The organism is Pseudorhodobacter aquimaris, from assembly GCF_001202025.1.
Classification (GTDB): domain Bacteria; phylum Pseudomonadota; class Alphaproteobacteria; order Rhodobacterales; family Rhodobacteraceae; genus Pseudorhodobacter; species Pseudorhodobacter aquimaris.
Genome location: NZ_LGHS01000076.1, coordinates 238,711 through 252,809, shown reverse-complemented (window position 1 = coordinate 252,809; position 14,099 = coordinate 238,711). Strand labels below are relative to the sequence as shown.

At 60.9% G+C, this 14,099-nt stretch carries 16 protein-coding genes; 8 read left to right on the top strand and 8 right to left on the bottom strand.

The window, feature by feature from the left end:
* Positions 1–63 precede the first annotated feature (63 nt).
* Entirely contained in the window at positions 64–1,569 is a 1,506-nt protein-coding gene (locus tag AKU94_RS18045; protein WP_050528624.1) for a xylulokinase, read from the bottom strand.
* Positions 1,570–1,734: 165 nt separating this feature from the next.
* On the opposite strand from AKU94_RS18045, the gene AKU94_RS19850 reads away from it, so the two are divergent.
* The gene (locus AKU94_RS19850) at positions 1,735–1,881 is read left to right on the top strand and encodes a hypothetical protein (RefSeq protein WP_157056608.1); all 147 of its coding nucleotides are present in this window, start codon (positions 1,735–1,737) and stop codon (positions 1,879–1,881) included.
* A 24-nt stretch (positions 1,882–1,905) separates the two neighbouring features.
* Here AKU94_RS19850 and AKU94_RS18040 read toward each other — a convergent pair whose 3' ends face one another.
* The 6 genes from AKU94_RS18040 to tgt are packed head-to-tail and all read right to left on the bottom strand — an operon-like array spanning position 1,906 to position 5,809.
* Positions 1,906–2,433 (bottom strand): DsbE family thiol:disulfide interchange protein, encoded by a 528-nt coding sequence (locus AKU94_RS18040; protein ID WP_157056607.1) that lies wholly within the window; start codon positions 2,431–2,433, stop codon positions 1,906–1,908.
* Positions 2,426–2,602 carry a heme exporter protein CcmD gene (ccmD, locus tag AKU94_RS19420; protein WP_083445128.1) on the bottom strand — a complete coding sequence of 59 codons (177 nt, stop codon included), beginning with the start codon at positions 2,600–2,602 and terminating at the stop codon, positions 2,426–2,428. The genes AKU94_RS18040 and ccmD overlap by 8 nt, the downstream gene beginning before the upstream one ends.
* A complete protein-coding gene (locus AKU94_RS18035; RefSeq protein WP_050528623.1) occupies positions 2,599–3,327 on the bottom strand; it encodes a heme ABC transporter permease in 729 nt (242 codons plus the stop codon). The genes ccmD and AKU94_RS18035 overlap by 4 nt, the downstream gene beginning before the upstream one ends.
* Positions 3,328–3,377: 50 nt before the next feature.
* Positions 3,378–4,034, bottom strand: a complete 657-nt coding sequence (gene ccmB, locus AKU94_RS18030) for a heme exporter protein CcmB (protein WP_050528622.1) — start codon at positions 4,032–4,034, stop codon at positions 3,378–3,380.
* Positions 4,031–4,663 carry a heme ABC exporter ATP-binding protein CcmA gene (gene ccmA, locus AKU94_RS18025; RefSeq protein WP_050528621.1) on the bottom strand — a complete coding sequence of 211 codons (633 nt, stop codon included), beginning with the start codon at positions 4,661–4,663 and terminating at the stop codon, positions 4,031–4,033. The genes ccmB and ccmA overlap by 4 nt, the downstream gene beginning before the upstream one ends.
* Before the next feature lie 15 nt (positions 4,664–4,678).
* Positions 4,679–5,809 carry a tRNA guanosine(34) transglycosylase Tgt gene (gene tgt, locus AKU94_RS18020; protein ID WP_050528620.1) on the bottom strand — a complete coding sequence of 377 codons (1,131 nt, stop codon included), beginning with the start codon at positions 5,807–5,809 and terminating at the stop codon, positions 4,679–4,681.
* A 113-nt stretch (positions 5,810–5,922) separates the two neighbouring features.
* On the opposite strand from tgt, the gene AKU94_RS18015 reads away from it, so the two are divergent.
* From AKU94_RS18015 to AKU94_RS17985, 7 genes are all read left to right on the top strand, one after another.
* Complete coding sequence (locus AKU94_RS18015) at positions 5,923–6,282, top strand: winged helix-turn-helix domain-containing protein (protein WP_232295809.1); 360 nt, start codon at positions 5,923–5,925, stop codon at positions 6,280–6,282.
* Positions 6,283–6,346: 64 nt separating this feature from the next.
* Positions 6,347–7,069, top strand: coding sequence for a molybdate ABC transporter substrate-binding protein (gene modA / locus AKU94_RS18010; RefSeq protein ID WP_157056605.1), 723 nt, complete (start codon positions 6,347–6,349; stop codon positions 7,067–7,069).
* Positions 7,070–7,151: 82 nt separating this feature from the next.
* Positions 7,152–7,745: a molybdate ABC transporter permease subunit gene (gene modB / locus AKU94_RS18005; RefSeq protein ID WP_232295808.1), complete on the top strand. Its 594-nt coding sequence runs from the start codon at positions 7,152–7,154 to the stop codon at positions 7,743–7,745.
* Positions 7,745–8,848 (top strand): molybdenum ABC transporter ATP-binding protein, encoded by a 1,104-nt coding sequence (modC, locus tag AKU94_RS18000; protein ID WP_050528617.1) that lies wholly within the window; start codon positions 7,745–7,747, stop codon positions 8,846–8,848. Before modB ends, modC begins: the two co-directional genes overlap by 1 nt.
* A 109-nt stretch (positions 8,849–8,957) precedes the next feature.
* Complete coding sequence (cobS, locus tag AKU94_RS17995; protein WP_050528616.1) at positions 8,958–9,932, top strand: cobaltochelatase subunit CobS; 975 nt, start codon at positions 8,958–8,960, stop codon at positions 9,930–9,932.
* 70 nt (positions 9,933–10,002) lie between these two features.
* Entirely contained in the window at positions 10,003–11,874 is a 1,872-nt protein-coding gene (cobT, locus tag AKU94_RS17990) for a cobaltochelatase subunit CobT (protein ID WP_050528615.1), read from the top strand.
* Complete coding sequence (locus AKU94_RS17985) at positions 11,871–13,658, top strand: aminopeptidase P family protein (protein WP_050528614.1); 1,788 nt, start codon at positions 11,871–11,873, stop codon at positions 13,656–13,658. The genes cobT and AKU94_RS17985 overlap by 4 nt, the downstream gene beginning before the upstream one ends.
* Here the strand turns inward: AKU94_RS17985 and AKU94_RS17980 are convergent.
* A complete protein-coding gene (locus AKU94_RS17980; RefSeq protein WP_050528613.1) occupies positions 13,655–14,080 on the bottom strand; it encodes a SufE family protein in 426 nt (141 codons plus the stop codon). The two genes, AKU94_RS17985 and AKU94_RS17980, sit on opposite strands and share 4 nt — an antisense overlap.
* Between the last annotated feature and the right edge of the window lie 19 nt (positions 14,081–14,099).

Genomic DNA, 14,099 nt, shown 5'->3' with positions numbered 1-14,099 from the left:
GTTTTTATGGTGTGCCGTTTGAAAAGACACGGCCAAAGGCGCGCCACAGCATCGCCCCGGACCTTATTGGACCGCAAAGGGTGTTTCCAGCCCTTTGCCGCGATCTTGTGCCTTTGCAAGCTGTGCAATGCGGTGTGACACCGGCGTCAGCGCGGTGCAGGCGGCCTCAAAAATGGCATAGCGCGCGTTATGGGCCGCGCAAGCGATGGGGTCGGGATGATACCAGCGGCCATTGGCCAAAAGGTCCGTGGTGATCGCCTCTATATCGTCAGATGTCGCAAGGGCCACGCTTGCTGCACCAATCAGCCCCGACTCAGGCACATCAGCCACAAAAACCGGCCTGCCCAGAATATCCGCCTTTAGCTGGCATAAAACCGCGCTATTCGACAATCCGCCCGAAAAACAGATATGTGAGCATGTCTCACGGGTTTCCGCCTCTGCACGTTCCAGAATGACCCGGCTTAGATAGGTAATCCCCTCTGCAACCGCCCAGATAAAATCCTGCGGCGTGGTATCGGGATCAAGCCCCAGAAAGGCCCCCCGCAAATCATGGTCCCAATAGGGGGCCCGCTCCCCTTCCAGAAACGGGATAAAGAGGGGCGTTTTGCCATGTTTCGCGTGGCTTTGCGTAAGGGCGTCTTTAATCGTCCTTTGAGGCATGAAACGATCTACCGCCCATTGCAACCGCGATGCGGCCCCCTGACTTGGCCCGCCGAGTTGCCAATGCTCATCCCCCCATTGCACCGTCATCAGCCCCTCACGACGGTAAGGGCTGTCGGTGATGACGCCGAACACATCGCTTGTCCCCGAAATGTTATATGCCGCCCCATGCCGCAGCCCGCCACTGCCCAAAACGCAGGTCCAAGTATCGTGTGAGCCGCAAAACACGGGCACCCCTTGCAGCCCCATAAGCGGGTCGTCCGGTTGCGCCGTCACCGTCCCGACCCTGTCAAATGGTCCCAGAAGACGCGGCAAGACGGATCTCTCTATCCCCAGCTCCGAGGCGGCATCCTGATCAAGGCTGTCCATGAAAGCCGTTGTCGCATTCTGCGAAATCCGGTCAGAGGCATAGACCCCCGTGAGCTTGAAGTTGAGGAAATCTTTCGGCTCAATGACGGTTTCGACCTGCGCCCAAAGATCCGGCCGCGCTAGTTGCAACCAGATCATCCGCGCAAGGGGATCAAAGGGGCTAAGCCTTGCCAGATGACGTGCGAGCGTAGGTGTCGCCGCCGCACCGCATTGCGCCAGAACATCCGACGCACGCGCATCCTGAAAGGTGATGGCGGGATGCACCGCCTGCCCTTTGGCATCCATCGCCACTTGGCTGCGCGTAAGGCCGCAACCCGCAATCGCCGCTATATCCCCGAAATCGGCACCGCTGCGCAGCAATTGTGAACAGGCTTCACAAAACCCATCCCACCATAGCTCCGGGTTGACCTCATATGCGTTATCGGGACACTTTTCGATGCTCATGGGGATCTGAACCAGATCCAGCACTTCGCGATCTTCCGACACAATCGCAACCCGCAAGCTGCTGCCGCCAAGGTCAAATACAAGGACGTTTTTCATAAACCAGCCCTATTCATTGGCCTAGCTGCGCGCAACACTCAATTACGGCATTCTTCCCCTACCGTCCGTATAAACATCAACACGATGATAAAGGCACAGGCGTTAGGGTGGCCTTAACCAGTCTCAGGCATGGTAAATGCACCGTTTACTATGAAAGGCATGCAGATGCGTTTTACAACCCCCGCCCCGCAGAGTGAAATCGATCAATTCCTGCGCAAGGCCCCATCGCGTAGCGCGGGCGACCCGCCATTACCTTGGGGTCCTGCGATTATCGGACTGTCACTTCTGGTCCTGATGCAAGGGCTGTTTTGACCTCAACAGTGGCCCCCCGCGCAATCAGTTCGCCGCCTCGGCAATTGCTGGACGGATGCTGCGTTCAAGCTCGGCCTCGGTGATCGGCCCGGCAAAGCGCAGGATGATCCGCCCCTCACCGTTAATCACAAAGGTTTCGGGAACGCCGGTGATTCCCCAGTCGATGGACATGCGCCGCTCATCCGTGCCGATCGCGCGGTAAGGGTTGCCCATCTCGGCCAGAAACCCCTCGGCTGCCGGTGCGTTATCCTTGTAGTTCACACCGTAAATGGCAACCCCCTCATCGGCAAGCTGTTCCAGCATCGGATGTTCGGCCCGACAAGGCGCGCACCAGCTCGCCCAGAAGTTCACCAGCTTCACCCCCGGCGCACGCAGATCCTCTTCGGTGAAAAGCGGGTGATCGGCCAATGCCACAACCGTAACCGCTGGCGCGATTTTGCCAGTGAACGCCGAGGGTAGGCTGTCGGGATCGTCGCGGTTCATCCCCACCACAAACAATGCCGTCAGCCCAACAAACAAGACCGGCGGCAGGAACATCAACAGCTTAGACATTGCGCTTTGCCTCCTTGGCTTTTGCGGCACGTGCCTCCACCTCAGCAAGGGTGCGCCGGATGCGGGCCCCTCGCCACAGGCTCCATGCGACCAAAGCCGTAATCAAACCCAGCGATGCGGCATAAGAGCCAAGCACAGCATCGGCGTATTTTCCAAGATCTGGTATCATCCCATCCGCTCCCGCGCCAAAAGCGCATTTAACCGCCGCGACCGGATTTCGGTCCGTGTGCGCAGCAAAACCAGTGTCAGAAACAGCAAGACAAATCCCGCAATGCAAACCAATAGCGGGAACCAGAACACATCGGCCACATTCTCTTCCTTATCCAGTGACAGGGACGCACCCTGATGCAGCCCCTGGTTCCAGAAATTCACCGCATAGCGGGACAACAGCGCAAAGACCGATCCCACGATGCATAAAACCCCCGTCAGATCGGCCGCCGTATCGGGATCATCCACCGCCTGCCAAAGTGCCATATATCCAAGGTAGAACAGCGCGAGGATCAAAAAGCTGGTCAGCCGCGGGTCCCACGCCCACCATGTGCCCCACATCGGCTGACCCCAAAGCGCGCCCGTCGCCAGTGCGATCAGCGTAAAGGTAAGCCCCACGGGCGCCGCCGCCTTGGCCGCCAGCGCCGACACATGGTGCCGCCGGATCAGCCAGACCAGCGAGGCCGCCAGCATCATCACCCAGGCATTGATCGCCATCATCGCGGCGGGCACATGCAGGTAGATGATCTTGACCGTCGACCCTTGCTTGTAGTCATCCGGCGTGCCGAAAAACCCCCAAGCCAGCCCCCCGAGCAGGCATAAAACCGAGGCCGCCGCAACAAAGGGCAAGACCCTGCGCGACAGCTGCATGAATTTCTGCGGATTTGCATATTCCCAAAGTGACATGGCGATTAGCTAGACTTTCATAATTTCGACGACAAGGCTTATCACAGTCTTCACCGAAGGTTGATACGAATTGCAGCGGCTGCGGCAAATGGCAACAGCGCCGATGCCCCCGCCGTAATGGCCGCCAAAAGGGCAAGCGGGGTGGAGGTTGCCATCCCCTCGGCTCCGCGTTTAACGACCTCGGCCCCGAAAATCAGGGTGGGCACATAAAGCGGCAGCACCAAAAGCGACAGCAAAAGCCCGCCACGTTTCAATCCCACGGTCAACGCAGCCCCAAAGGCCCCGATCATCGACAGGGCCGGCGTCCCCAACAACAGCGACACCACAAGCCAGTAGAACCCCGCATCAGGCAGGTTCAGCAAGATCCCCAAGACCGGCGCCACAAGCGTCAACGGCAGGCCCGTCACCGCCCAATGCGCCAGCGCCTTGATCGCCACCACACCCTCCAGCGGGATCGGCGCCGTGACCAGAAGGTCCAAAGAGCCATCCTCGAAATCCAGCGCGAACAGCCGGTCAAGGCTGAGCAGACAGGCCAGAAGCGCGCCGACCCAAAGGATCCCCGGCGCGATCTTGGCCAAAGTGGCGCTTTCCGGCCCGACACCCAGCGGCACCAGCACCGCCACCAACAGGAAAAACGCAAGACCAAGGCCAAAGCCGCCCCCCGCCCGCATCGCCAGCCGCATATCCCGGATCAACAGCGCAATCATGCGAAATCCTCACCAAAGGCAGCATCAAAAGCACCGCCGTTGCCCGCGCCGATTTGGGCACGGTAGGGGCCAAGCTCCAGCACATCGGCCTCTAGCCCCAGATCGATATGGGTGGCGATCAGCGCCGATCCGCCCCGCGCCAGATGCCCGCGCATCACATCGCCAAACAGCGCCACCGATGCCAGATCAAGCGAGACCGTCGGCTCATCCAACACCCAGACCGGCCGCCCCGTCACCAAAAGCCGCGCCAACCCCAGCCGCCGTTTCTGTCCCGCCGAAAGGTTCGCGGCCTGACGGTCGCGCAGCTCTACAAGGTTCATCTGTTCCAAGGCAGGCCCGACCTGATCGGTGCCATAGATCGCGGCCCAAAAGGCAAGGTTTTCGGTGACTGTCAGCGTGGCTTTCAACCCGTCGGCATGGGCGGCATAGGCGATGGCCTCGGCACCCGCCGAAATACTACCCGCCACCGCCGGTTGCAGCCCCGCAATCGTGCGCAGCAGGGTGGTCTTGCCAATCCCATTGGGTCCACGCAGCACCAAGGCCCGCCCCGGCAAAAGGGAAAACCCGACCCCCTCCAGCACCGTCAGCCCGCCTCGGGCAACGGCCAGATCGGTTACATGCAGGTCCATTCCATCCCCCCGGTGTCAGAGTTGTTCAATGTCACCCTCCGCCCGTTTTGCATGAAACTCCGCGACAAAAGCGGCCAATGTGCCAGTTGAGATGGCGTCTCGCATACCCGCCATAAGATCTTGATAGTAATGTAGGTTATGCCATGTCAAAAGCATCGATCCGATAATCTCGTCGGCTTTGATCACATGATGCAAATAGGCCCGCGAATAGTTGCGGCAAGCCGGACAGCCACAGGCCTCATCCAAGGGGCGCGGGTCATCCTTGTGGCGGGCATTGCGCATATTCACCTGACCGTGACGCGTCCAGCCCTGTCCCGTGCGCCCCGAGCGTGAGGGCAAAACGCAATCCATCATGTCGATCCCGCGCTCTACGGCGCCGACGATATCATCGGGCTTGCCCACGCCCATCAGGTAACGCGGTTTATCCTCGGGCAGCATATCGGGCGCATAGTCAAGCACACCAAACATCGCCTCCTGCCCCTCGCCCACGGCCAGACCGCCCACCGCATAGCCGTCAAATTCAATGGCGCGCAAGGCCTCGGCGCTCTCGGCGCGCAAATCGCGTGTCACACCGCCTTGCTGAATCCCGAAAAGCGCATGCCCCGGCCGGTCGCCAAAGGCATCGCGCGACCGCTGTGCCCACCGCATAGAGAGCGCCATGGATTTCGCCACCTCGGCATCCGTCGCAGGCAGCGCCGGACATTCATCGAAACACATCACGATATCCGACCCGAGCAGCTTCTGGATCTCCATGCTGCGCTCAGGGCTGAGCATATGTTTGGAGCCGTCGATATGGCTGGCAAAGCGCACGCCTTCCTCGGTCAGCTTGCGCAGGCTGGCAAGGCTCATCACCTGAAAGCCGCCGGAATCGGTCAGGATCGGCCTGTCCCAATTCATGAATTTATGCAGCCCGCCCAAAGCCGCGATCCGTTCCGCCGTCGGGCGCAGCATCAAATGATAGGTGTTACCCAGCAAGATATCGGCCCCGGTGGCGCGCACCGATTCCGGCATCATCGCCTTGACCGTGGCCGCCGTGCCCACGGGCATAAAGGCCGGCGTGCGAATTTCTCCGCGCGGGGTGGAAATAACCCCTTTTCGCGCGCGCCCGTCGCGGGCCTCTACCTCAAAGCTGAACCGTTGTGTCATCCGCCGCCCCTGTTGCTCTGGCCCCTTTTGCCGTGCCGCGCGCCAAAAGCCAAGCCTTGCAACCGCGCTCCGCTTTGCCGATGTTGGGTGCAGCTCCAACAAAAGGCCGCGCCATGCCCGAAACCCGTCTTCGCCTTCGCCTGCATTTCGGTCCCGCCTCCATGTTCGGCCCCGGTCGCGCCGATCTGTTGGAGGCGATTGCCGAGCATGGCTCCATTTCTGCCGCAGGTCGCAAGACGGGTATGAGCTATCGGCGCGCGTGGTCTTTGGTCGAGGCGCTGAACAGCGGATTCAAGACCCCCCTGGTCGACAGCAGCCGGGGTGGTTCGGCGGGCGGTGGCGCACGGCTGACCGAAACCGGCATTGCCGTTTTGGCACATTTCCGCAATCTGGAGGCCATTTTGGCCAAGGCGGGCGCCCAAGACATCGAGGCATTGCAATCCTTGGCGGTCGATATGCATGACGGGAAATAACGCTTGCAAGACAAACCCGCCTATCGATATGTTCGCCCGAACATGTCGTAACAGGAAATCAGCAATGTACCGCCCCACCCTCGCCCTGCTTTTGCTTGCCGCACCCGCCCAGGCCGATACCGCCCTTGCCGCTGTCGCTGCCAATTTTGCCGAGGCCGCGGCCGAGCTGGCGGATGGTTTCAACGCGCAATCGGGGCATGAGGTACAGATCACCACCGGCTCTACCGGCAAGCTTTATGCGCAGATATCCCAAGGTGCGCCCTTTGATCTGTTGCTTTCGGCCGATGCGGCCACCCCCGCGCGATTGGCCGCTGAGGGCCACGGTACAGCCGCCCCCTATGCCTTTGGCGTGCTGACCCTTTGGGCACCAGAAATGCTCGCCGATATGACAGCCGAGGATTTACTGGTGGATCAAAACATCCGCCATATCGCCATCGCCAACCCCGATCTTGCCCCCTATGGGGCGGCGGCGAAATCTGCGCTAGAGGCGATGGGGCTGTTTGAGGCGGTCAATGATAAAATCGTGATGGGCCAGAATATTGGACAGAGTTTTGCCCTTGTGCAATCGGGCGCGGCCGATGCGGGCTTTGTCGCGCGATCCGCCTTGGCGGGTGAGGTGACTGGCTATATCTGGGATGTCTCACCCGACCTCTACACCGCCATCCGTCAGGATGCGATCTTGCTGGCGCACGGCAAGGAGAATGCCGCCGCCCAAGGGTTTCTGGAATACCTCACTAGCGATGCCGCCCGCGATGTGATTGCGCGCTATGGTTACGGTCTGCCATGAGCCTACCCGATCTTGGCCCGCTCTGGCTTACGCTCCGGCTGGCGGCCATCACCACAGTATTCCTTTTGATCCTTGGCGCCCTTTGGCGTGGTGGCTGGCGCGCACGCGCTCGCGCTTCAAGCCGGTGGTCGAGGCGCTGACGGCCCTGCCTTTGGTCCTGCCGCCGACGGTTCTGGGGTTCTATCTTCTGGTGCTGTTCAGTCCCAATTCCACCTTTGGCGGGTTCTGGGTACAGGTTACGGGGGAAACGCTGACCTTTTCCTTCACCGGCCTTGTCATCGCCTCAATGATCTATTCCCTTCCCTTCATGGTGCAGCCCCTGCAATCGGCCTTTGAGGCCGTCGGCCGCGCCCCGCTAGAGGCCGCGATGATGCTGCGCGCCACCCCGCTGGACCGTTTCTTCACGGTGGCCGTGCCTCTGGCGAAACGCGGGTTTCTGACGGCGCTGGTGTTATCCTTTACCCATACCTTGGGCGAATTTGGCGTGGTCTTGATGGTGGGCGGCAATATTCCGGGCAAGACCAAGGTTATCTCTATCGCGATCTATGAGCATGTGGAGATGATCAACTACGCCGATGCCCATGTACTTGCGGCCATTCTTTTGGTGTTCTCATTTGCGACCCTGCTGATGGTCTATACCCTCAACCGACGATTCCCAAGCGGGGGGCATGGGTGATGCTTTTAATTGATATAAATATTAAATATCAAAATTTTACACTGCAAACCTGCCACACGATCTTAGCTTCCGGTGTTACCGCCCTTTTTGGGAGGTCGGGATCGGGAAAATCCACCCTGCTGCGGGTGATCGCGGGGCTGGAAGGTTGCGCCAAGGGCCGCGTGGTTTGGGGCGATGAGGTTTGGCAGGACGACAGCCACTTCACCCCGCCGCACAAACGCGGCCTTGGTTTCGTCTTTCAGGACAGCCGGTTGTTCGCGCATCTGACGGTGGCGGGGAACCTCGCCTATGCCGATAAACGGGCGCGCGACCTGCCCGGTGCCAACCTTGATGAGATTGTCGACGCGCTTGACCTTGGCCCCCTAATGGCCCGCCACCCCGCCACGCTTTCAGGCGGGGAACAATCCCGTTGCGCCATTGGCCGCGCGTTGCTGACGCGTCCGCGCATGCTGCTGATGGATGAGCCCCTCGCCGCCCTTGATGCCAACCGCAAGGCGGAAATCCTGCCCTATCTGGAACGGCTTCGTGACCGGATCGGCACGCCCATCCTTTACGTCAGCCACAACATGGCCGAGGTCACACGGTTGGCCAACCATCTGATGCTGATCGACGCGGGGCGCATCACCCATTCCGGCCCGCTGTCCGCGCTGCTTGCCGATCCGGCCGCCGCCCCCGCCCTTGGCCCGCAAGAGGCCGGCGCCGTGATCACCGCCACGCTGACCGCCCATGAGCCAGACGGGCTGGCGCGCCTGCAAACCACCACCGCGCCGCTGTTCCTGCCGCATATCGAAGCCCCGCTTGGCAGCCGTCTGCGCATCCGAATTCTGGCTCAGGATGTGATTATCGCGCGCGAGGCCCCGGCCGGCCTTTCGGCACTGAACATCCTGCCTGCCGAGATCAGCCAGATCAGCGGCGATGACGGACCCGCCGTCATGGTGCAATTGCGCGCGGGCGACGACCTTATCCTTGCCCGCATCACCCGACGATCGGCATCGGCACTTGGGCTTTGCATCGGCATGGCCTGTTTTGCGATTGTCAAATCCGTATCGGTCGCCCCCGCCCATATCGGGCCAGACCATAACACAAGCCATCAGCGACCATAAGAAAATATTGACCTCTTTCCCTTGCACCCTTTTGCGTTATGTTCCATCACTCATACCAATCTGACACCACGGGCCGGACGCCCGAATTCTTGAGGAAGCGGGTACGCCAATGGTTGATGCAACAATGAAACCCACCGAAGAAATCTCTGTTCGAGAGGTTTTCGGCATTGATACCGACATGAAGGTCAAGGGCTTTGCAGAGCCGACCGACCGCGTGCCAACGATTGACCCGACCTATAAATTCGATCCCGATACGACTTTGGCGATCCTTGCGGGCTACGGCTATAACCGCCGCGTCATGGTGCAAGGCTATCACGGCACCGGCAAATCCACGCATATCGAACAGGTCGGCGCGCGGCTGAACTGGCCCACCGTGCGCGTCAACCTCGACAGCCACATCAGCCGGATCGACCTGATCGGCAAGGATGCGATCAAGCTGCGCGACGGCAAGCAGGTCACCGAATTCCACGAAGGCATCCTGCCTTGGGCGCTGCGCAACCCTGTGGCGATTGTCTTTGATGAATATGACGCAGGCCGCGCCGATGTGATGTTTGTGATCCAGCGTGTGCTGGAACATGACGGCAAGCTGACGCTGCTTGACCAGAACGAGATCATCACCCCGCATCCGTCCTTCCGTCTGTTCGCAACCGCCAACACCGTTGGTCTGGGCGATACCACCGGCCTTTACCACGGCACCCAGCAGATCAACCAGGCGCAGATGGACCGTTGGTCGCTGGTCGCCACGCTCAACTATCTGTCACATGACGCCGAAACCAATATCGTCCTGTCGAAAAACCCGCATTACAACACCGAAAAAGGCCGCAAGACCATCGGCCAGATGGTCACCGTTGCCGATCTGACGCGCATAGCCTTTATGAACGGCGATCTTTCCACCGTCATGAGCCCGCGCACCGTGATCACATGGGCCGAAAATGCGCGGATCTTTCAGAACATCGGCTATGCCTTCCGGCTGACCTTCCTCAACAAATGTGACGAGCTAGAGCGCCAGACGGTTGCCGAATTCTATCAGCGTTGCTTTGACGAAGAGCTGCCGGAATCGGCCGCATCGCAGGCGATGAAGTAACGTCCTTTCGGGGTTCGCCCCAGCGTCACCGGAACGGCGGGGTCAGCCCCGCCCCAGAGGGGCCGAGTATATGAGCAAACCATCAGATAACCCCGCCGATCCGTTCAAGAAAGCCTTGGCCGAGGCGACTAAGGTCATAGCCAATGATCCGGAGATGAACGTCACCTATTCGGTGGATCCCGCCGGCATGACCAAAGAGGGCATCCGCCTGCCGCAGGTCAGCCGCCGGATGACGCGTGACGAGGTCTTGCTGGCCCGCGGCACCGCCGATGCTTTTGCCATGCGCCGCAAATACCACAATGAGGCCACGGCAGCGAAATATGCCCCCAGCGGCGGCCTTGCCCGCGAGATTTACGAGGCCATGGAAACCGCCCGCTGTGAGGCCGTCGGCGCGCGTGAAATGCCCGGCACCGCAGGCAATATCGACGCCAAGATCGGCTATGAGGCCAAGCGCAAGGGCTATGCCGATATTACCCAATCCGCCGATGCGCCCCTGTCGACGGCGGCGGGCTATCTGGTGCGGCATCTGGCCACGGGGCGCGCCCTGCCGCCGGGCGCCGATAACGTCATGGAACTGTGGCGCGGTTTTATCGAGGAAAGCGCCTCTGGAACCCTTGATCACCTTGATGAGGTCCTTGACGATCAGGCCGGTTTCGCCCGCCTTGCGCGGAAGGTGATCGCGGATCTGGGCTATGGCGACCAGCTTGGCGACGATCCCGATACCGAGGACGAAGATCAAGACAGCGGCAATGAGGCCGAGCAGGAGCAGCAAGAAGAAAGCGGCTCTGACGACGACAGTCAGGACGATGAGAACGACGCCTCGGCCGAACAATCACAAGAAGAGCAGCAAGACGCCTCCCAAGCGCAGGTTTCCGAGGACGAATCCTCGGATATGGAGCAGGGCGAAGAGGCTGAGATGCCCGAGGGCGAGGCCCCGATGGAGCCGCCGCCCCCTGCGCCCCATTCCGACGCCGATCCGAATTATGTTGTCTACACCACGGATTTTGACGAGGAAATCCGCGCCGAAGATCTGGCCGAGATTGCCGAATTGGAACGGTTGCGCGCCTATCTCGACCAACAGCTGGAGCCCTTGAAGGGCGCCGTATCGCGCCTTGCCAACAAGCTGCAACGCCGTCTGCAGGCACAGCAGAACCGCAGCTGGCTGTTTGATCTGGAGGAGGGCACGCTGGACGCGGGCCGTCTGGCGCGGGTTGTGGCCAATCCGACCACGCCGCTGTCGTTCAAACAGGAAAAAGACACCGAGTTCCGCGATACCTGTGTGACCCTTTTGCTGGACAACTCGGGGTCAATGCGCGGGCGGCCGATCTCTATTGCCGCGATTTGCGCCGATGTTCTGGCCCGCACGCTGGAACGCTGCTCGGTCAAGGTTGAAATCCTCGGCTTTACCACCCGCGCATGGAAGGGCGGGCAAAGCCGTGAACGCTGGTTAAGCGCGGGGCGCGAACAACAGCCCGGCCGCCTGAACGATCTGCGCCACATCATCTATAAATCCGCCGATGCACCTTGGCGGCGGGCACGGCCCAATCTGGGGCTGATGATGAAAGAGGGGTTGCTCAAGGAAAATATCGACGGTGAGGCGCTTGAATGGGCGCACCGCCGTATGCTGGCCCGCCCCGAGGCGCGCAAGATCCTGATGGTGATTTCCGACGGTGCGCCGGTGGATGATTCCACCCTTTCGGTCAATCCAGCCAACTACCTTGAAAAGCATCTGCGCGATGTGATCGGCATGGTTGAAAAGCGCAAAGCCATAGAGTTGATCGCCATCGGTATCGGCCATGACGTCACCCGCTATTACGACCGCGCGGTGACGATCACCGATGTGGAACAGCTTGCCGGTGCAATGACAGAACAGCTTGCCAGCTTGTTTGACACCGACCCACGCAAACGCGCGCGGGTTTTGGGGATGCGGAACGTCAAATGAGCTTTCAGAATTTTTCCGCCAGTGCCGATCCGTCGCAAGGTCCCACCCGCCTGCAGGCTTTGCGCAAAAGGCTGGCTGCGGAAGGTCTGGACGGGTTCATCATCCCCCGTGCCGATGCGCATCAGGGTGAAAATGTCGCGCCCCGCGATGACCGTTTGCAATGGCTGACGGGGTTTACCGGCTCGGCGGGGTTTTGCATCGTTCTGCCCGATGTGGCGGGGGTGTTCATCGACGGGCGTTACCGTACGCAGGTGAAAACCCAGGTGGATCTGGCGCATTTCACCCCTGTCCCCTGGCCCGACATCAAGCCCGGCCCGTGGATTGCGGATCATCTGGAACAGGGGCGCATCGGCTTTGACCCGTGGCTCCATACCCCTGACGAGATCGCCGCGATAGAGAGGGCATTGGAGGGGCTGGCGATCACCCTTTGCCCTACGGCCAATATGGTGGATGCCATCTGGCCCGATCAGCCCGCCCCGCCCATGGGCCGCGCCTTTGTGCATCCCGATGCTTTGGCGGGCAAGACCAGCGCGCAAAAACGGACCGATCTGGGTGCGCAACTGCAAGAGGCAGGCCAAGGCGCCGCCATCATCACCTTGCCCGACAGCCTGTGCTGGTTGCTCAATATTCGCGGCCGGGATGTGCCGCGCACGCCGGTCTTGCACGGCTTTTCCATCCTCTTTGCCGATGGCCGCGTCAGCCTGTTTACCGCCCCCGAAAAGCTGGATGAGGCCACCCGCGCCCATCTTGGCGATCAGGTTACCATCCGCCCTGCGGCGGCCTTTGTCCCCGCCCTGCGCAGCCTGCAAGGTCCGGTGCGGGTGGACCGTGCAACAGCCCCCTTGGCGGTATCACTGGAACTGAACGAGCCGGCCTGGGGTGATGACCCTTGCCGTCTGCCCAAGGCCTGCAAGACCGATGCCGAAATCGCAGGCGCCCGCGCGGCCCATCTGCGCGACGGGGCGGCGATGGTTGAATTCCTCTGCTGGCTAGAGGATGAGGCCCCCAAGGGTCAGTTGACCGAGATTGACGTTGTCCAAAAGCTCGAATCCTGTCGCCGCGCCACAAACCAGCTGCATGATCTGAGCTTTGACACCATTTGCGGTGCGGGCGAACACGGCGCGATCATGCATTACCGCGTGACCGACGAGAGCAACCGCCCCGTCACCCCCGGTGCGCTGCTCTTGGTCGACAGCGGCGCGCAATATGTCGATGGCACAACCGACATCACCCGCACGATGGCCATCGGGCCAATACCGGCGGGCGGCGCAGAGGCCTTTACCCGCGTGCTGCAAGGGATGATTGCCCTGTCACGGGCGCGCTGGCCCAATGGCCTTTCGGGCCGCGATCTGGACCCGATTGCGCGCTATCCGCTCTGGCTGGCGGGGATGGATTTCAACCATGGCACCGGCCACGGTGTTGGCGCGTTCCTCTCGGTCCATGAGGGGCCGCAGCGGATTTCCAGAATGTCAGAGGTGGCCTTGCGGCCCGGTATGATCGTGTCGAACGAGCCGGGGTATTACCGCGAGGGGGCCTTTGGTATCCGGCTCGAAAACCTGATCGTGGTGACACCTGCCGCCAAGCTGCTAGATGACCGCGACCAGCTTTGCTTTGAGACGCTGACCTTTGTGCCCTTTGATCGCCGTCTGGTTGATTTGACCATGCTTGCCCCCGGAGAGCGTGACTGGCTGAACGCCTATCACGCCGAGGTCGCATCCAAGATCGCGCCGCTCGTCTCGGCCCCTGCGGCGGAATGGCTGGCCCGCGCCTGCGCGCCGCTTTAGGCCGCAGCGGCGGCGGCGGTTTGCCGGATACGTTCCACCATGGCGCGCACGCCGTTTGACCGCTGAGCCGACAGATGTTCGTCCAGCCCCAGCCGCGCCAGTTCGGCCGCCGCATCGACACGCAGCACATCGGCAACCGTCAACCCTGCATAAAGCGCATGCAGAACCGCGATTAGCCCGCGCACGATCATCGCGTCGCTTTCGCCGTCAAAACGGAAAATTGCATCCGGCCCCTGCCCCTCGATCTGCGGGTGCAACCAGACCTGACTGGCACAGCCGTCAACCTTCAGGCTTGGCACCTTAAAGGCCTCATCCAGCGCGGGCATCTCCTTGCCCAGATCGATCACATGACGATAGCGGTCTTCCCAATCGTCCAGAAATTCAAAGGTCTCGGCGATCTCTTCAAAGGCGGCGGTGGCCATAGTGTTGCTCCGTTTCCAT